This is a genomic window from Pantoea sp. C1E2, assembly GCF_056491465.1.
Window position 1 is genome coordinate 3,957,267 of the sequence record NZ_JBSZHT010000002.1, and the last position, 18,742, is coordinate 3,976,008.

The window sequence follows — 18,742 nt, forward strand, 5'->3', positions numbered from 1 at the left end:
CGTCATATTAAGTTCCATTAGATATGACAACCATCATTTACAGGAACCGACCATGACACAACAACTGGCATTGATTACCGGCGCATCCAGCGGAATTGGCGCAACCTATGCAAAACAGCTGGCCGCGCGCGGCAGCAATTTGATTCTGGTGGCACGTGATGCGTCACGTCTTAACCAGCTGGCGCAATCGCTGCGTGACGCTCACGGCGTGGAAGTGAGTGTGCTGGCGGCGGATCTGACGCGCACTGAAGATTTGCAGCGTGTGGCGCAAGCCCTTGCGGACAATGAGCAGATTACGATGCTGGTGAACAATGCCGGGATGGCAGTCGAAGGCGAGTTCGTAGCGGGTGATATCACGCAGATACAAACCATGCTGACATTGAACATTGTAGCGCTGACGCAGTTGGCGCATGCAGCCGCGCAAGCATTCCGCGGCCGTGGCGAAGGCACGATTGTGAATATCGCTTCCGTGCTGGCGCTGGTGAATGAAATGGCGAATGGTGCGTATAACGCCAGTAAAGCCTTTGTGCTCTCGCTGACGCGTAATATGCAGCGTGAGCTGGCGGAGAGTGGCGTGCGTATTCAGGCTGTGCTGCCGGGCTTAACCCGTACCGAGATCTTCGAACGCTCAGGGAAATCGGTTGATGACCTTCCGCCAGAAAGCGTGATGGAGGTTGAGGATTTGGTGGTCGCGGCGCTGCACGGACTGGATAGCGGCGAGCTGATCACCATCCCTTCGGTGGAGGATGTGGGCTTGTGGCAGAGCATGGAGAGCGCCCGCTTCGCCATCCTGCCGTTTATCTCGTTGAATAAGCCGGCTTCGCGCTATTTGTGAGTTTTGAGTGGTGATTGAGATGAGGTTGAAGGATGGCCTTGTCTCAAAAACCTGCTGAGGTTGGGGGCTGATTGGAGGATCTTAGGTGGTGGAAAGGGATTTTTTCTTGGAGATCAAGGAGTCAGAGATTGTTCTAATTTTCACCAACCGATTGGCGAACGCTGGATCACCCCTCCGAGATACTTTATAATCCCCGCTCCGCTGGCCCCTTAGCTCAGTGGTTAGAGCAGGCGACTCATAATCGCTTGGTCGCTGGTTCAAACCCAGCAGGGGCCACCAAATTCTCCATTCCAATCAATAGCTCATAATAATTTATAATCTTTCAATTGATATAGTTGCTTAGCGACGTCCTAATCCCGCTCTCATAATATTTAGCTAGTTTTATAATCACCCAGCTTGAAATGAAATCAGCAACTCACGGGCGGGCATGGAATGTTTAAGCCGGACTTAATTTTCTGGAATAAATCAGCAAAGCAGTGAATCAGAGGGCTTAACAATGCGTAAAATCCTCCACTCCGAATACACGTTCCGGCGGTCACACGAAGGTGTGGCTGCCCCGACGGTTTTTTCGGGGATTACCCATGCAATCAAGAACTCGAGCGTTTCGCCGCCATCATATGAAAAGGCTCAAAGCTAAACGCAGTCATTATAATAATGCTGCTTACAACTGGCCTAAAGGCGCGACTATCGTCAATATCGGTAAGGCTTACCATACGCCATGCCCCTGTTCATGCTGGATGTGCGGACATCCGCGTACACATCACGGAATGAACATGCAGGAAATGAGAGCAAGAGCCAGACACCAAGACTAAGCTGCTGAGCCCATCTCAAGGGTGGGCTATATTCCGGGAAACATCCGCTGATAAACCACCTTGAAAGCCCATCTCACACCCTCCACAATTATGTTAAGCACAACGAGGACCAGTTAATGCAATGTCGAGTTACCAGCGCCAAAATCACCAAACAACAAATCTACCGCTCCGTAGCTAGCTCAACAGCTATTGAAACGGGTGAAACTGTGCAAAAAATTGAGCAAAATCTTAAACAGTATCAAGCTCAGGCAAGAGTTATCGGTTTAGCGCGCTAATTCGGCAAAACATCGTTAATCAGCTTTATCATCGAAATATAGTTACCCAAAACTCCGGCCTGAATAGCGTTCAAACAAAACGCTTTATGCCAAAGAACAAACGGTCAACTTACAAAAATAGACTTAAATTTCAATATCATGAATATTGATAAGCTCTATCAAGAGGAAATAATGAAATGCTATATACGAGATTTTAAAAAATGAAGAGAGTACTTTTATGGTTTATTCAGTCATATATTCATCTTATCCCCCTCGCAGCTGTCGTAGCAGGGATCTACATTTTCGTCCGCTTTATGCCAAATTACGCAGCCTTCCTGAGCATATCCTGGGTGATCGTGGTTTCCTTCATCTACATCAAATACAACAGATGGTATTGAATATTTCCAACACCATCTGTCAGCACTCTCTTTTAACATCCAAACCAAGTCATCGATGATAAAGTTTCCCAACATGTGGATGGGACGAAGTCGAAACCCAGACAATCACTCCCCTTCCAACCCGCAAACCTGCCACCGCACCGAACTCACGCCCTTCTCCAGGCTAATCCGTCCCACCAGACTCTCCAGCTGATCCGTCATGCTCGGTTTCCCCAGCACTTCCGCATTCACTTCCATGCGATGCGGCGGATTCATATCTTCGCTGTGCAGTGATTGCAGGCGTAATCCGCTGCCGCCGAGGCTGTGCAGCATCAGGCTGCGCACCTGCACTTCATCCTGCGCCAGACAGATGATCTGCACTTTGTAGTGCTGCACCACTTCTTCCGCAGGCACCAGGCTCTGACGATTAATCCCCTGTGCCAAATCGCGCAGCAGAATATTGGCGCAAAGAATCACCATGCAGCCAATCGCCGCTTCCAGCAGCAATCCCATGCTACACAGCACACCCACGGCGGCGGTGCACCACAGGGTTGCGGCAGTATTCAGGCCACGCACGTTAAGGCCGTCGCGCATGATCACCCCGCCGCCGAGAAAGCCGATGCCAGAAACCACATAAGCAGCCACGCGAGAGGCATCAGTTGCGATGCCAGGTACGCTTTGCGTCATCAAAACAAATAAACAGGCGCCAGTGCTGACCAGCGCATTAGTGCGCAAACCGGTCATACGTTGGCGAAGCTGGCGCTCGCTGCCAATCAGCGCGCCCAAAACCAGCGCGACGGTGACGCGCAGTAAAAAGATTTTCCAATCCATCATAAACCTCACTCCGCTGCTTCAGGCAGGCGGAACTTCAGGGGGGTAATAAATGGATTACAGCCGGTGCCGCTACCGCTGAAACTCAGCAGCATCACGCAAAAAAACAGGGGGAGATTCTGGAAGGAAATCCACCGTCTTAACGCACGGTTAAGACAGCGTTGAAGGCTATCTTACCGCAGGGACCTTTTGTAATCGTTCGGGACAGGTGTCCAATGCAGTTATCCTCTTTGGGGTAAAATTCGGCGCGATTGTAAACCTCGCGCCGGTTAATTGCTATCCAACTGCGCTTCTGTTTATTGAAGGTTTATGCAGCAGCGCACATCGCCAGCAAGGTTAAACGCGTTGGTATGGCTCTATTCTGGCGTCGCTAAAACAGTTGCAAGATAGATCCCACTCCATCCGAAGGGACAAAACCTCGCTCAAAGTTAAGCAATATTAATGGTTTTGTAATTTATTAATTAAGGTTAATCGGATAGCTTAAGGCGCGGAATAATGGATGTGGCACTCAACGCTTCAAAGAGTTCCACATTGAACTTAGGATTGCGTGATGAAAGACGGTCCTGTTGGGTGAATTTTCGTTCTATACCCATAAATTTTACTCTTCAGCACTAAATATTTGATTTGGTCTGCCGATGTCTATTAAGCGTCGTTAAGACCTGAGACTTTCACACCTGCTTTTAAGATTTAAAGGTAAGAACAGGTTCAACGATCTACTGCTATTTATAGTAGTAGTTTTTTAATAAGACTTATGCTGGGAAGCAATAACCAGTCAAACGTTAAATCAATAACAGCAATAGTGTCGATGGACAGCACACTTTTTTCGCTCTGATCCATTCGATATTTTAAGGATAAAATAATGGCGAATACGTTTAAACGCAGCACATCCTGTCTGCTTGTCTCTCTCACCCTGCTGCTTGGTGGCTGTGCTAATACCGGTAGCTCCCTTTTGTCAGGCACCAAACCTGATCCGCGTCTGACCAGTGGTGAACAATCCCAATTATTTAGCAGCTCAGCTGCGCAGGGTTGTGGTGTAGGGGCTCTGGCAGGTGCAGGCTTGGGTGCTTTGACCGGTGCTCTGGCTGGAAATGGTAAAAAAGCCCTCGTGGGCGCTGCTGTTGGCGGTGCTGCCGGATGTGCTGCCGGTGTAGCGGCAAACTACTACCTTGATAGTCTGAAAAAAGATTACGCCACCACTGCTGACCGCTTGCAAGCAATGGACAAAGACATCAACAAAGATACCGCAGATATAGCGAAAACAACCGCAGCCATGAAAGCGGTAATCCATGACAACAGTGCAACACTGACCAAAATTAGCGTGCAGAAAGACAAAGCTGGCTTTGATAAAGCCGGTGCCAAAAAAGAACTGGCCCAGATTGACGCAAACGTCAGCGTGATGAAAGACAAAATTAAAGTTATGAAAGAGAAGAGCGATGGTTATAAAGTCGCTATCAGTGGCCAGACCACCAGCAATACCAAAGACAAAGCCCAACTGACCAAACTTAAGACCGAGTATAACGAACTCAATAATCAGATTACCGTGCTGGAATCTGAGACGGATGGTTTATACAGCCAACGCCAGGCTATTTCACTGGGTTGATAATGACGGGCCGATACTATTATCGGCCCTGTTTAGCACTATTCGCTGTGTACGACATTTTGTTCAGCTTTCTGAATACATGGACGCCTTCATGAGAATTTACGTTTTACTCGCTTCACTACTCCTTGCTGGATGTGCCACCTCTCCTCAAGACTGTGATTTGCATGCTCAAGACCCGAGCTTTCTTACCAAATTGAGTTGCACCTCCTCGGGTGGTTACAGACAAAAAGTCGACGATCAAGAGCGCCATGTTCTGCAAAGCCAGCGTGACAATAAAATTGCACAACAAAACCTCGCTGATACCCAAACCAGGGAACAAGCATCCAGTCAGAAGCTGGCAGATGAGCAAACGCGATTAAAAGCAGCACGTTCTGATCTGGCACAGACATTGAAAAAGCTTAAATCCGGCAAATCCAAAAGTCAGCAGCGCCAGCAAGAAATCAATCAACTGGTGAAGCTGCAGCAACAGTCCCAGCAAGCGAGCAGTGCCAGCGACGTTGCCGACATTGAGCAGAAAATCGCTGCCGCCAAAAGCAGGATTAAAGTGCTAGAGCAGGCTAACTCAATTCAATAAACCGTCACCTGAGTGGCGGGATTGTTTTCTCGCCCCATAGCCAATCGGCATTTACAGCTAATAAAACCAAAACGAATCTGGGGCTATGCAACGACTAACTAGATCAGCGCCAATTGATGAGGCAACGCTCACCACCTACGAGGAAACGGTCGCCATTATCCACCGTTATCTTCCCCCTGCTCTCGCGCTGTTGTATGCAACAGCGCGTCGCAGCGCAGAAGGGAATCTGGAGTGGTGGACCGCGCGGCAGGGTCTCGCTACGCCGTTGTCAGCGCTGAGCGACGCTGAACAAGCCCAGATTCAGTCTAAGCGGCAGGAATACCAAGATACGGTTGCCAGCTTGATTGAACAGCTGACCGCGCGCGGAGAAACTCATCCGGCCCATGCACTGCAAACCTTGCTCACTCATTCTCAGGCTTTGGCGTGCTATGGCGTTGGGGGTGAACCGGTGTTAATCAACTGGGCCATTCCAGTTCAACAAACGCCAGCAGAGATAACACCTGCGCCACAAAGGCGAAAATTACTGCCATGGTTGCTCTTGCTGCTGTTATTGCTTCTGCTGGCCCTCGTATGGTGGTGGTATCACAACCGTTCATCAGCCGCCCTCCCCGCGCAACGCGAAATGCCTGCTGCAGTGACCGATACCTCGCTGAAAAAGACCCAGTTAACGCCGGAAAATCCCAGCGTTAATCTTGCTAAAACCAAGGACTTTGGCCGAATCAAAGTCAATTTAACCTGGCATCAGGGCCCAAATAAACAGCCAGTAGATCTGGATGTTGCCGCCTTCGTTCGATTGAAAAATGGCAAAAACGGTGGCGTTGAAGCACTCAGTAAATTCCTGGGTGACTACGACAAACCGCCTTTCATGCTATTGCAAAAAGATCTGCGCGACGGCGGAAATCAAGATGGCGAATGGCTCTTCATCAACGGCAGCCAATGGCAGGAGATTGATGAAGTGCTGATTTACAGCTTCATCTATGGTGGCGCGAATAACTGGCAGGGGCTTGATGCCACTATCACCCTCTCTGTTCCAAACCAGCCGCCGATCACCTCCACCTTAGTGAATGGGGATGAACGTCATGAAGTGGCAGCAATTGCACGTTTAAAGAACGTTGAGGGTGACCTCCATGTTGAGCGGCTCAACAGCTTCTTCCCCGATCGTGAGTCATTGGCTAAGCATTACGGCTGGAACTTTGAATGGACGCCGGGTGCCAGCAAAAATTAATCACCGCCATGTGACTTGCGTTAATTAGCAGCCCTAAAAGGTTTAGACAATGCGAAATTCGATTCAGGGACCACTGTTACGTACCGGGAACAACTCTTCATTCAAAGCGCTGGGTGAAACCGGCTACCCCGTATTTAAAATGGCTTTTCAATTGCGAGAGGCCATCTACCGCCTTGATGCTGGGCGCGATTTGGCCCGGCATCTTGCCGTTCCACAAAATGAGCAGGGCGGCGATCGCACTGACTGGTACAGCAGTTTTTCCGGTGATGTCATTCCCTGGAGTGGCGCCACGGAAAGCGAACGCGCTTCGGCGCGTCAGCAATTCACCGAATTCCAGATGGCAGTCCAGGCATTAAGTGAAAAGATGTTGAATACCGAAAGCAGTCACGCGGGCGGCGACCGGCGGGTATTTGCGCAGTTATTAACATCGGCGGTTAGCTTTCCAGATGATGAGTTTCTTTATTTGGTGAATGGGACGTTGGTGATCACGTTCTGGGGATTTGTTCATCCCACTGGCGAGCAGCGCAACCCGATGCACTGGTTGCAGCCCGGCTCAGTGCCTGCGCCAGTGCAAACGCACATGGCTCCGGTCACACCATCCATCAACCAACCTTTAGCACAACCGCTGTCAACGGCGACCCACACCATTGAAACAGTGACACACACCCAACGCAGGAGATGGAGTTGGCGCTGGTTACCATGGCTGTTAGTCGCCCTGCTCTCTCTTGCGCTGATTCTGGGATTGTTGCGTGGCTGTGTTCCCTCACTTTCACTACCCGGTTTGCCCAAACTATCTGGTGATAGTCATCACAGCCTTCCTGTTAGCGATACAGGGAATAGAGGAGTTGAGGCCAATCCTTCTAACGACTCATCCGTTAATATCCCTGTGAAAAGTGTTCAAGCCAACGCGACCAACAAGGCGCCCATAACAGGTTCTGCTGAGGCACCTCCGGCTCTGGATGGTACAGGCTCGCAGATTGAAAAAGAGCCAACGGCGAATGAAACCGCGACGCCAGCGGAAGCCGCCAAAACGCAGCCAGAAGCGCCAGCCAACCCTGAGATGCCTGCAACTGAACCCGCAGCGGACACCACGGCAGCAAGCGTGCCAGAGGCACCCAATAGTGAATCGAAAAACCCTGCGGTAACCACTGATCCCCTCCCACCGGTCAAGGCCGCACAGGGCGATCCGCTGACACTGCCCACCGCGTTACCTGATGGTCCAGCGCAGTTTCTTAATGGGAAATGGCGGGTCAACGGCGGCATCCAGGACAAATTCACCGGCAAGCCTCTCCAGTTGCAATACAACTTTGATCAGGGCAAAGGGACCGTCAGTGTTCGCCAGTCCAATGGCGTAGTCTGCACCGGTCCGGCTTCAGGGAGTGTGCAAAAAGGCGCGCTCAGCATTACCAATCCTGAGCAGATGAAATGTAGCGATGACTCAAACTTTATCGGCCCGACCATAGCGTGCAAATCCCCCGCTTCTGGTCACACCGACTGTGTCGGTAGCAATGATGGGGATAAGACCTTCCCTATTCGTATGCTGCAACCTCATTCTTAAACAGGGACGAATAACTTATGTTACCTGAGATTATTTCTTTTGATCGCCAGATCACGCTGGTCGGCGACTCCGGAATTCAGTTTATGGATTTCGGTCTAAGCCCTAAACGTCAGCCAACTGGGGAATTTGTTAAACTCGCCAATGGCGTTCTCACGCGTTTGATTTATAACGAGCCGCGCGATTACTACTTCTATCAGCCGACGCCTGACAACATTGAGAAGGCTAAAAGCCAATACGATATTCCCGTTGAGCAGAGCCTTAAAATGCTGGACAGCGTTTGGTTGCCGCTCCCGCTGTTCCGTTTCAGCCTGCCCAATATTTATCAGGAAGGCCCTCTGAATTGGGCGCGTTTTCGCATCGTTAAGCTGCCAGAGCCTGATATGGATGGCCATAGCCACCGTATGACAGTAGCGATTGATACCCGCATCATGGCCAAACAACAGTCAGCCGCTGACCTCAGCCCCAATCATGAGGATGTGAATGCTGGCGCGACCTTTGCGGTGGCCACCGCCACTTACGCACTCAACTGGTATTTAACCCAGGATTGGGTCAAAGATTGGCTGGTTGATGTGTTTAAAGAAGCCAGCAAGGGCAGAGATATTGACGAACGTGAGGATGAAATTGCCCAGCAATATCCGCTGGCGCACTATCTCAACCTGCTGTCCTTGATGGCCGTTCCGCTGGAAGGTTTGCAGACCGAAACCGAACCTGTCATTGCCATACCGCAGGTAAAGGTGATTGCCAATCGGGAGGTGAACGCCATCAAACCGATCCCTGTCGATCTGATCCTTGATGTAGGTAATTCACGTACCTGCGGCATCTTGATTGAAGATCACGGCCAATCAGGATCGGGCCTGATGCACAACTATGTGCTTAAACTTCGCGATCTCAGCACGCCTGAACATATTTATACCGAGCCCTTTGAAAGTAAGGTCGAATTTGCGCAGGCGTTTTTTGGCAAAGATCTCTACTCGGTGCGTAGCGGCCGTCATGACGCGTTTCAGTGGCCGACCATCGCCCGTGTTGGCGGAGAAGCCAACCGTTTAGCCTCACGCCGTCGTGGAAGTGAGGGCTCTACCGGCTTGTCCAGCCCAAAACGTTATCTGTGGGACGAGAAGTTTTATGGGCAGGGCTGGCGTTTTAATAACAGCTCAGCGCAGGAGAGCAACCCGCTTGCCACTGCCGCTCCGTTTGCGAATCTGATTGATGAGAAAGGCGAGGCGCTCCACACCATTGAAGATGAGATGGATCGCATTCCAGTCTTTACTCCACGCTACTCACGCAGTTCTCTGATGACTTTCATGTTAGCGGAGGTGCTGACTCAGGCCATCAGCCAGATCAACAGCCCCGAGCAGCGTATTCGTGAAGGCCATGCCGGTCTTCCTCGTCAGCTTCGTCATATCATTCTGACGGTTCCACCAGGTATGCCGATGGCAGAACGCTGCATTCTTGATAGCAGAATGCGTCAGGCGGTGGGCTTAGTGTGGAAATCTCTGCGCTGGCACACGGGTGAGAATGATCCTTATGAAGATGAGCAAGTTGAGCAAAACAAAAGCAACATCAAGATCCCGCTGCCTAAAATCCGCGTTGAGTGGGATGAAGCGTCCTGCGCTCAGCTGGTTTATCTCTACACGGAGATCAATCAGAACTTCGCCGGCCATCCTGAGGTGTTTTTCAATACGCTAGGACGTCCAGATCGTCAGGATCGCGAGACACTCACCATTGCGTCGATTGATATTGGTGGCGGCACAACCGATCTGGTCATCACCGATTATCGTTTGGATCGTAATGGCGTGTCCGGCGGTGGCGCAAACGTGCATATCATTCCTCAGCAGCGTTTCCGCGACAGCTTCAAAATCGCTGGGGATGACATTCTGCTTGATGTCATTCAGTCTTACGTACTCCCAGCTTTTGAGCTGTCGCTGCGTGAAACCGGTGTTCGCTCGGTCGAAACATTGATGTCTCAGCTATGCGGTTCACAAAATATCAGTGCCGCGGAATCCGTGTTGCGCCAGCAACTGAGTCTGCAGCTGTTTGTGCCGTTAGCACTACACATACTGGCTCGCTATGAGCAATACGATCCTCAGAATGAAAACACCCATCTGCTGATCAATCAGCGTGTCAGTGAGTTACTGCCAGCAGGCAGTATCAGTGACGAAGTTGAAAACTTTGTGGTGCGTGAAGTCAAAAAGGCGGGAGGCTCAGAGGGCTTCAAGCTGGCTGACATCAGCCTCAACATTGCGCTGGCGAAAATGCACAACGATGTGTGCTCAGGTAAGTTCAACATCGATAAAGTGCTGACCGCACTATGCGAAGTTTTATCCTGCTATCACTGCGATCTCCTGCTGCTCACGGGACGTCCGTCGCAGCTACCGGGCATCCAGGCCATTATTCGCCGCAATCTGCCGTTACCGCCGGGACGCATTCTGGCGCTGCATGGCTACCAGACCGGAACCTGGTATCCATTCCACAAAAACGGCCATATTCACGATCCCAAAAGTACCGCATCGGTTGGCGCGATGCTGTCACAGCTGTGCGCAAACCATAGCATTCCTAATTTCCATTTCCGCATCGCTGCATTGAAGCCTTATTCCACCATCCGCCATATCGGCACCATTGATATGGATAGCCTGATTCACGATGCGGACATTATCTATCGCCATATCAAATCGGAAGAGGGGCAGATCATCCTGCCGGTGTTAATTAATGAGGATGGAGACGCCACAACCGCTAGCATCGTGATGCGTGGTGACCTGCGCCTAGGTTACCGCCAACTGGATGCGGAGCGTTGGTCTGCTTCACCTCTTTACACGCTGCGTTTCAGTGAGTCAGGACGTGAGAAATTCTCAAAAGCGACCTCCTCAGACAGCGGTTCCCCGTACCTCAAGGTCCGGCTGACCATTGATAAAGGTAAAGCGGCGCGCAAATTGGGGCTCATTAGCGATCGTCTGACCATCGCTGAGGTGAGCAGCAATACCGATAAATCCTTTGGTAAGAATGATGTAGAGCTGGAGCTCAATACCATGCCCGACACGGGTCTGATTGATAGCCGTCATTGGCTCGATAGCGGGAGTGTAAAAAAATAATGAACAACGAACAAACGACACTGCAACAAGGTTGGGCGGCTATCGCTCAGGGCAGCCTGGATGCGCTGGGTTGGGTGAAAGATGTGCGCAGCGGTTCTCGCCGCCTGGATAACGAGGCCGACCAGCTTAACCTGAGTCTGCTGCGCACCCGTAATTTGGCAAACAGTCTTTCTCAGGTCTCAACCACGCCAATGACCGTGGGCTTCTTTGGCATCTCGCAAGCGGGTAAGTCCTACCTTATCTCGGCGTTAGCGGCAGGCAGCAATGGCGAGCTGGAAGCACGTTATGGCACCCGAGTGGTGGATTTTATTAAGGAGGTTAACCCGGTCGGCGGCGGTAAAGAGGCGACCGGTCTGGTGACGCGCTTTACCCGACATGCGCCCGAAGCGCCACAGGGTTTTCCAATTCCTTTACGCCTGTTCAGTGAAATTGATCTGGCAAAGATCCTCGCTAACACCTGGTTTAATGACTTTAACCATGAGCATCTCAATTACCAGCTCGATGAAAACCGCATTGAAGCATCCCTGCGTCCTTTCTTGCAGCGTGCTGTCCAGTCTGATGTCAACAATGGCGTCAGCAGTGAGGACGTGGTTGCGCTGTGGGATTATCTCAATGCATCCTTCAAAAAGTCGGTAGAAAAGCTTGAACACGCCTGGTGGCCGCAGGTGCTGAAGATTGCACCTGCGCTCAACCCGCACGAGCGCGCAGACCTCTTTTCTCTACTGTGGGGGGAGCAGCCAGAGCTCACGGAGACATACCGTTCATTGGCCCATGTGCTGACAAAACTCAACCACGCAAAAATGGTGTTCGCTCCGTTAGAAACGCTGATTGATCACAGCAACGGCAGCATTATGAATGTCGACAGTTTGAATCGTCTTGGTTCAAGCCAGGATCGCCAGGTTGAAATACGTTTCTGGAACGAAAGTAAACAAACCGGCAGCGCGCATTTGTCACAAGCAGAACTCGCAGCACTGACTTCTGAACTCATCTTCCCACTGGCGGAAGTCACCCCAAACAGCGTGATGGAGCAGGTCGATTTACTCGACTTCCCCGGCTATCGCGGCCGTCTCAAACTTCTCGCCTTAAAAGATGCGGCTCAGGCTGGTCAGAATCCGGTATCGCAACTTTTGCTGCGTGGCAAAGTCGCCTATCTCTTTGAGCGTTACACCGACAACCAGGAGATGAATGCACTGGTGGTGTGCGCCAGCTCGTTTAAACAGAGTGACGTGTCCGATGTCGGTCCGGTTCTCACGCGTTGGGTAGAGAAGACACAGGGCAAAACCGCCGAAGAACGTGGCAAGAGCAAAGCCGGTCTCTTCTGGGCGATTACCATGTGTGATATGCGCATCAATGACAATCTTAAGAAAACAGAGATTCAGTTAAACGAAGCCTGGGAAGGCATGATGCATATGACGCTGCTGGAGCGTTTTGCTCAATATGACTGGTTAAAAGAGTGGTCGCCTGGCAAGCCCTTTGATAACTGTTTCCTGGTGCGTAAACCCGGCATGGATACGCCGTTCCTGATGCTCGACACTATGCCTGGACAAGAAACTCTTAAAGAAGTGGCGATCACTGAGCGTTATCGTGATGTGATCGATACCATGGGCCGTGCCTTTGTCACCCGTAATAATGTGCATCTTCACGTTGCCGCGCCTAACGAAGCATGGCAAGAGATGCTTAAGCTCAATGATGGCGGAATCTCTCGTTTGACCGGAGCGCTACGTGGCGTGGCCCATCTTGAGTTCAAACTGGAACGCCTGCGTGAGCAGTTAAAGCAGTGTCGCATCGAAACGGCGGAAAAACGCCTCGGTCGCTGGTACCAGCATGATGGCGACGGCCAGCTCAGTAAAAAACAAGCCATTGCCAAAGATCTGTGGCAAGGCCTATCCGCCAGCCCTCAGAATTTAGGAGAGCTGGTTAGCCGTTTAGATCTGCCGTCCCATGAACTTCATAATATCTATCTGAGTATTCGCGATCAGGAACAAGAGCCGCAAACAGGGGCTGAATCACGCCCGCAGAATGCTTTTTCGAACAATCCTTTTGGCAGCAATCCCTTTGCCAGTAATCCCTTTGGTGATGCCACGATTGAGGAGTCGCCCGCCGCCGTTGCGCCTGTAGCGGAACGCATTGGTCGGGACGACGAATTCGCCCATGAGGCATTTAAAGCCTGGGTAGCCCATCTGAGGGAGTTATCACAGCAAACTGCTTACTGGCAACAACTGGCGATCAACCCTGAGACGATCAATCAGTTGTGTGAAGAATTAGTGACCGCTGCCACGCGTCTGGATCTGGAAGGCAAGCTCAAACACGCACTGGCCGGTCAGGAGCAGGCGGGAACGCTCCGCCAGCAGCTACTGGCGCGCCAAACACAGCGTGCACAACTGACGATACGTGACTTTATTGCCTGGTTTGGCTACCTCGCACTGCCTGAAGCGCAAATCCCCAATAGCTATGTCGGCGAGAAGAAAAAAGTCTTTGCCCGCCAGGTCTCTCTTGCCAGCGATGAACTGCCGCAACTGGCGGCTGTTGCCCCGCAGCCGGGTGTTGCCTATATGGGCGACTGGCTATCGGCACTGATGAGTATCACCCTGGATAATGCCGGCCACAGTGCCACTCGCGATATCTCCATTGAACAAAACCAGCAACTTGGCCAGATCATCGGTCAAATGAAACAAGAGAATTTGCCATGCTAGCTAAAATTTTCCCCTGCGACCCTGCGGAACCGGGCTACGCGCAATTGATGGTTCGCCTGCGTGGTCAGGATGCCCTGCTGCCAACTCTCAACTTTACGCTGTGCAACAACGAGCAGAACTATTTGCAGCCCAACGGCAGCTGGAGCCCAGCACCGCACATGTTTACCGTCACGGGTGGTTATCCATTCGAAAAGGGCAGCGCTTTCCGTATTGGCCCGGACTTACTTGATCCTTTGCTGGCGAGCGCCAGTCAGGTACAAATTCAGGGCCAGTTAGCCCCCGGTGAATCCCGTAGCACCACCCTGCAACTGGTGCGCGATGCACTATTTTCATCTGATGCACGCGGCCAGACTGCCCATTACGGCGGTAGCAGTGTGGTGGACGCCCCGACTGCTACACCTGAACCTGCTGTGGTTACTGAACCTGAACCCGCGCCCCCAGAACCGATTCATGCCCCCACCACGTCGCGTCCCAAACGCAACAACTCTTTAGTACCGATCATCGTTGCCATCCTTTTGGTGCTACTGATCGCCGCCGGTGCGCTCTGGTGGTTTATGGGCCGAGGCAATGCCACCCCGCCAGCCGCTGAGAAGCAGCCAGAACCTCAGGCAACGACGGCGAATGCCCAGACCAGTGCCAGCGAGTGTTCGCCTGCAAACCTGGCGAGCCAGAATGAGCTCGATTTTGTGCAGAACTGCGTGCAACAGAAACTCGATAGTGACAAGTTGCTGACCATCATTCAGGCGGCCAAAGACGCGAAGAAATGCGGCGTGGCTCAACGCCTTTACGCGCACAGTGCTCAGGCAGGTGATACCAAAATCGCTCTCGCTTATGCCGGCGAATATGATCCACAGGATCACAAATCCAGCGAGTGCTTCAAAACCCCAGACGCAGATACCGCCGCTTACTGGTACGACACCGTGCTGCAAACCGATCCCGAAAACCAGAAAGCGAAACAACGCCTGGCGGAGTTGAGAAAATGATGACAAAGCATCTGCTTCGGCTCTTATTACCGCTATGTGGTCTGCTCTTGGCCAGTCAGGCTCTTGCTGCGGAGGGAGATAAGCCCCTGTTGCAAGAAGGGAAGAAAACGTTATTCCAACGCGTGTTGACTACACCAGGCTGCAAACTGGGCACCGAAGCGGGCGATGATAAAGGTCCCTTGCAACCCGCCTTTAGCAGCTTTTATGTTTATCAAAAAGCGGATGTGAATGGGAAAAGCTGGGTCAAAGTAGGACCGGATAGCTATGGCAAAACCATTGGCTGGCTCCCGCAGTCCTGCACCGTTGACTGGAAGATGCAGCTGACATTGGCGTTTACCAACCCGGCGAACCGTGACCGATTAGTGTTCTTCAAAGACAAAAAAAGCCTTGATGATATTCTTAACGCACCCGACCCGGTCTCGGTCGTTGCACCGCTGCGCGCTCACCTAAAACGCGATGGCCATGCAGATGGCGTGCTGGCACAAGAACCGGAATATTTTGTCGATCTTCAAAAGCAGTTCTATCTGTTGCCGATCCTCAGCGGTGAAGAGGTGATGACGGAGAGCGGCTTTTATACTCGCTTACTGAACGTCGCATCGGTGAGCAAGGCGGATCCTAATGAGAAATCGGCCGATGATGTTAAGCAGCTGAAAGGCTTCAATGCTTCGGTGGTTTTTGTTATCGACTCGACCATTTCAATGGGCCCGTATATCGATCGCACCAAAGAGGCGGTCAACAAAATTTATGACAAGATTAAGCAGGAACATCTGCAAGACCAGGTGAAATTTGGTCTGGTTTCCTTCCGATCCAGTACCAAAGCGGTGCCGGGTCTGGAGTTCACCTCGAAAATCTTCGCCGATCCTAACCAGGTTAAGGATGGAGAGGATTTCCTCAAGAAAGTTGCGGGTCTGAAAGAGGCCAAAGTCTCTAGCTCGTTATACGACGAAGATGCTTACTCCGGTGTCATGTCAGCGATTGATAATATCGACTGGAGTCCATTCGGTGCGCGTTACATCGTCTTAATTACCGATGCCGGCGCCATTGATGGCAGCAACAAACTTTCTGCCACGGGGCTTGATGCCAAACAGCTGCGACTGGAGGCAGGTAACAAAGGGATTGCGATTTATACCCTGCATCTCAAAACGCCTTCGGGCAAAGAGGATCATGCGAAAGCAGAAGGCCAGTACCGGGATCTCTCCAATTTCGACAGTACGCAGTCCAATCTTTACCAGTCCGTTGATGCCGGTAACTTGAAAACCTTTGGGCAACAGGTGGATACGCTGGCAGGCGCGATAACCGAACAGGTCAAAGCGGCCTACATGGGTGATGCGGCTATCGGCAGCGCACTCTATTCGAAAGATGAGGGTAAGAAGCCAACGCCAGAAGATAAATTGCTGGAAGATACCGCGCTAATTGGCCACGCCATGCAGTTGGCCTGGCTGGGTAAAAAAAATGACACTCAGGCACCACTGGTGTTCACGGCCTGGATCAGCGACCGCGATCTCATTAAGCAAAATATCCCGACCACCGACGTGCGTGTGCTGCTGACCAAAGGGCAATTGAGCGATTTAAGCGATGTCGTCAGCCAGATCCTGCAAGCGGCCAACGAAGGTATGATCTCACCCAACAAGATGTTTGAACGCCTGCGCACCGTTGCCGCCACCATGGGGGCCGACCCTAACCAGCTGAAGCAACAGGACAACGCCAAAATCAACGATCTTGGTGTATTAGGGGAGTATCTTGCTGATCTCCCGTACAAAAGCGACGTCCTGAATCTCGATGAAGAGACATGGAAAAGCTGGGATGGTTTGTCACAAGAGAAATTCATTCGCACGTTGTCGACCAAGCTGCGTTATTACCAGAAATACAATGCGGACGTCGATCGCTGGGTTGAGCTCGCCAAAGGAAGCGATCCGCGCGATCGTGTCTACCCGGTGCCACTGGAAATGATGCCCTGATGTTAGACATAGACGACTTGTGTGTTGTCCGTGGCGAGGGCGAGAGCGCTCATCCTGTTTACCTGCCGCAGCTGAGCCTGCGGCCAGGCCAGGTGGTGGCGGTAACCGGTGAAAGTGGTTGCGGCAAAAGCACGCTGCTTGAAGCAATTGGCTTAGTGCTTCGCCCTGCCAGCGTGGGACGCTTTACGCTGCAAGGTGAAACGTTGCTGGATGTTGCCTCTCTGCTTGCTCAAAATCAGCAAGCGAAACTGGCGGAGATACGCGCACGCCATCTCGGTTTTGTGCTGCAAAATGGCGGCCTACTTCCTTTCCTGAGCGTGCAGGACAACATAACACTGCCGTGCCAGCTGCTTGGCATGACGCCGGATATGGCCATGCTGAGCAGAGTGATTGATGCGCTAAAACTGGGCCCTCTATTGGATAAGTACCCGGCGCAATTGTCCTTTGGTGAAAGACAGCGAACCGCATTTGCCCGCGCCATTTTACATCGCCCCGCATTGGTGCTGGCCGATGAACCCACCGCCGCACTCGATCCACATAATGCGCAGCAACTGTTTAGCCTGTTTATTGATTTGGTTGCTCAGGAAAACATGATGGCACTGGTGGTTTGCCACGACTGGCCACTGGTGCAACGTTTCAAATTGCCCTGTTTGATTGCACATCCTGGTTCAGGTGCATCTGATTTGTCAGATGAACAAGCCCAGCGAGGAACCCACTTTGTCCTTTAACCGTACCCTGCTGCTGGGACGCCTGGCACTCAAGGATCTGTGGCACGATCGCATCATCTCTTTTTGTATTGCTTCATCTCTGGTGGCGGTGATCGCTCCACTCCTGCTGCTATTCGGCTTGCGCTTTGGCATCGTCAGCCAATTACAAGATGAGCTCGCCAACGATCCCCGCAACCTTGAAATCAGGATGTTAAGCAGCGGCAATTATGATCCAGAGTGGATAGCACAGCTGCGCCAACGCCCCGACGTGGGCTTTGCCATTGGGCAGACGCGTTCGCTTAACACCCTTGCCGATCTGCAAGTAGACAGCAGCCATTTCATCGAAAATGCCGAAGTGATCCCGACTGATGTCGGCGATCCGCTGTTGGGCAATCTGAAGATTCAGCAGGAAAATGAGGTGGTGTTGACCCAGGAAGCCGCACGTAAATTGGCGGCTAAAGATGGTGATACCGTGACGCTACGCGTCAGCCGCCAGCTCGATGGTCGCCAGGAATGGGGTCGTAAAAGCCTGGTGGTCGCTGGCATCTTGCCTGCCACTTATTTCAATCGGGCGGCTTTCTTCACACAATCTTCCTTACTCCTGCTGCTGGAAAATTTTAGAGACGGTTATGCCACCCCGGCTCTCGGTGCCACTAGTGGGCAGCCATTGAGTGCCAAACCTCCCCGCTATGCGCGCGCCCGGTTATATGCCAAAAGCATTGACCATGTTGCCGGTCTGGAGCGCGATCTGCGCGCGCAACGCATCGAAACCTCCAGCCGACTGGCCGATATTGAAAATGTCAAAAGCATCAACCGGGTGCTGGGGCTGATTTTTAATATTATTGCCGGCACCGCGCTGATTGGCTGTATTGCCTCTCTCGTCGGATCGTTTATCGCCAACGTCGATCGCAAACGCAAACACATTGCCGTACTACGGCTTCTGGGCTTCACCGGCCCGGCTGTCGGCGGCTATGTCATTGTGCAGGGTTGCCTACTTAGCCTGCTGGCTTATATAGGCGGCTACGGCATCTATCTAATCGCCAGCCAGATATTTAACCGTGCATTAGCCGGCAGCCAGGCGACTGACCAGATGCTGTGCAAAATAACCCTGACCCATAGCTTGCTGGCCATGCTGATGACCGTGGTCGTCGCGCTGGTGGTTGCCAGTATTGGGGCTTATAGGGCCATTAACATAGAACCTGCGCAAAGCCTGCGCGAAGTGTGATTATTTAATTCATTGATGATTAGC

The 18,742-nt window shown here is 51.9% G+C and carries 13 protein-coding genes and 1 tRNA gene; 13 read left to right on the forward strand and 1 reads right to left on the reverse strand.

The window, feature by feature from the left end; translation table 11 throughout:
- Positions 1 to 52: 52 nt before the first annotated feature.
- From ACXI0A_RS18755 to ACXI0A_RS18765, 3 genes are all read left to right on the forward strand, one after another.
- A complete protein-coding gene (locus ACXI0A_RS18755; protein WP_476150908.1) occupies positions 53 to 835 on the forward strand; it encodes an SDR family NAD(P)-dependent oxidoreductase in 783 nt (260 codons plus the stop codon).
- 203 nt (positions 836 to 1,038) lie between these two features.
- Positions 1,039 to 1,114 (forward strand) — tRNA-Ile (locus ACXI0A_RS18760).
- A gap of 649 nt (positions 1,115 to 1,763) precedes the next feature.
- The gene (locus ACXI0A_RS18765; RefSeq protein WP_476150907.1) at positions 1,764 to 1,922 is read left to right on the forward strand and encodes a hypothetical protein; all 159 of its coding nucleotides are present in this window, start codon (positions 1,764 to 1,766) and stop codon (positions 1,920 to 1,922) included.
- A 482-nt stretch (positions 1,923 to 2,404) separates the two neighbouring features.
- Here ACXI0A_RS18765 and ACXI0A_RS18770 read toward each other — a convergent pair whose 3' ends face one another.
- Positions 2,405 to 3,109 (reverse strand): MgtC/SapB family protein, encoded by a 705-nt coding sequence (locus ACXI0A_RS18770; protein WP_034828565.1) that lies wholly within the window; start codon positions 3,107 to 3,109, stop codon positions 2,405 to 2,407.
- 859 nt (positions 3,110 to 3,968) lie between these two features.
- Between ACXI0A_RS18770 and ACXI0A_RS18775 the strand changes: the two genes are divergently transcribed.
- From ACXI0A_RS18775 to ACXI0A_RS18820, 10 genes are all read left to right on the forward strand, one after another.
- Positions 3,969 to 4,709 (forward strand): zinc ribbon domain-containing protein, encoded by a 741-nt coding sequence (locus ACXI0A_RS18775; RefSeq protein WP_476150905.1) that lies wholly within the window; start codon positions 3,969 to 3,971, stop codon positions 4,707 to 4,709.
- Positions 4,710 to 4,800: 91 nt separating this feature from the next.
- The gene (locus ACXI0A_RS18780; protein WP_476150903.1) at positions 4,801 to 5,283 is read left to right on the forward strand and encodes a hypothetical protein; all 483 of its coding nucleotides are present in this window, start codon (positions 4,801 to 4,803) and stop codon (positions 5,281 to 5,283) included.
- Between the two features lie 85 nt (positions 5,284 to 5,368).
- Complete coding sequence (locus ACXI0A_RS18785) at positions 5,369 to 6,508, forward strand: tellurite resistance domain protein (RefSeq protein WP_476150902.1); 1,140 nt, start codon at positions 5,369 to 5,371, stop codon at positions 6,506 to 6,508.
- Positions 6,509 to 6,557: 49 nt separating this feature from the next.
- Complete coding sequence (locus tag ACXI0A_RS18790) at positions 6,558 to 8,066, forward strand: SrfA family protein (RefSeq protein WP_476150900.1); 1,509 nt, start codon at positions 6,558 to 6,560, stop codon at positions 8,064 to 8,066.
- A gap of 17 nt (positions 8,067 to 8,083) precedes the next feature.
- Positions 8,084 to 11,152 (forward strand): virulence factor SrfB, encoded by a 3,069-nt coding sequence (locus ACXI0A_RS18795; protein ID WP_476150898.1) that lies wholly within the window; start codon positions 8,084 to 8,086, stop codon positions 11,150 to 11,152.
- Positions 11,152 to 13,845, forward strand: coding sequence for a virulence factor SrfC family protein (locus tag ACXI0A_RS18800; RefSeq protein WP_476150896.1), 2,694 nt, complete (start codon positions 11,152 to 11,154; stop codon positions 13,843 to 13,845). Before ACXI0A_RS18795 ends, ACXI0A_RS18800 begins: the two co-directional genes overlap by 1 nt.
- The gene (locus tag ACXI0A_RS18805) at positions 13,839 to 14,828 is read left to right on the forward strand and encodes a flagellar basal body-associated FliL family protein (protein ID WP_476150894.1); all 990 of its coding nucleotides are present in this window, start codon (positions 13,839 to 13,841) and stop codon (positions 14,826 to 14,828) included. The genes ACXI0A_RS18800 and ACXI0A_RS18805 overlap by 7 nt, the downstream gene beginning before the upstream one ends.
- Positions 14,825 to 16,786: a VWA domain-containing protein gene (locus tag ACXI0A_RS18810; RefSeq protein WP_476150893.1), complete on the forward strand. Its 1,962-nt coding sequence runs from the start codon at positions 14,825 to 14,827 to the stop codon at positions 16,784 to 16,786. The genes ACXI0A_RS18805 and ACXI0A_RS18810 overlap by 4 nt, the downstream gene beginning before the upstream one ends.
- Entirely contained in the window at positions 16,786 to 17,514 is a 729-nt protein-coding gene (locus ACXI0A_RS18815) for an ABC transporter ATP-binding protein (RefSeq protein WP_224933931.1), read from the forward strand. The genes ACXI0A_RS18810 and ACXI0A_RS18815 overlap by 1 nt, the downstream gene beginning before the upstream one ends.
- The gene (locus ACXI0A_RS18820; protein WP_476150891.1) at positions 17,504 to 18,718 is read left to right on the forward strand and encodes an FtsX-like permease family protein; all 1,215 of its coding nucleotides are present in this window, start codon (positions 17,504 to 17,506) and stop codon (positions 18,716 to 18,718) included. Before ACXI0A_RS18815 ends, ACXI0A_RS18820 begins: the two co-directional genes overlap by 11 nt.
- Positions 18,719 to 18,742 lie beyond the last annotated feature (24 nt).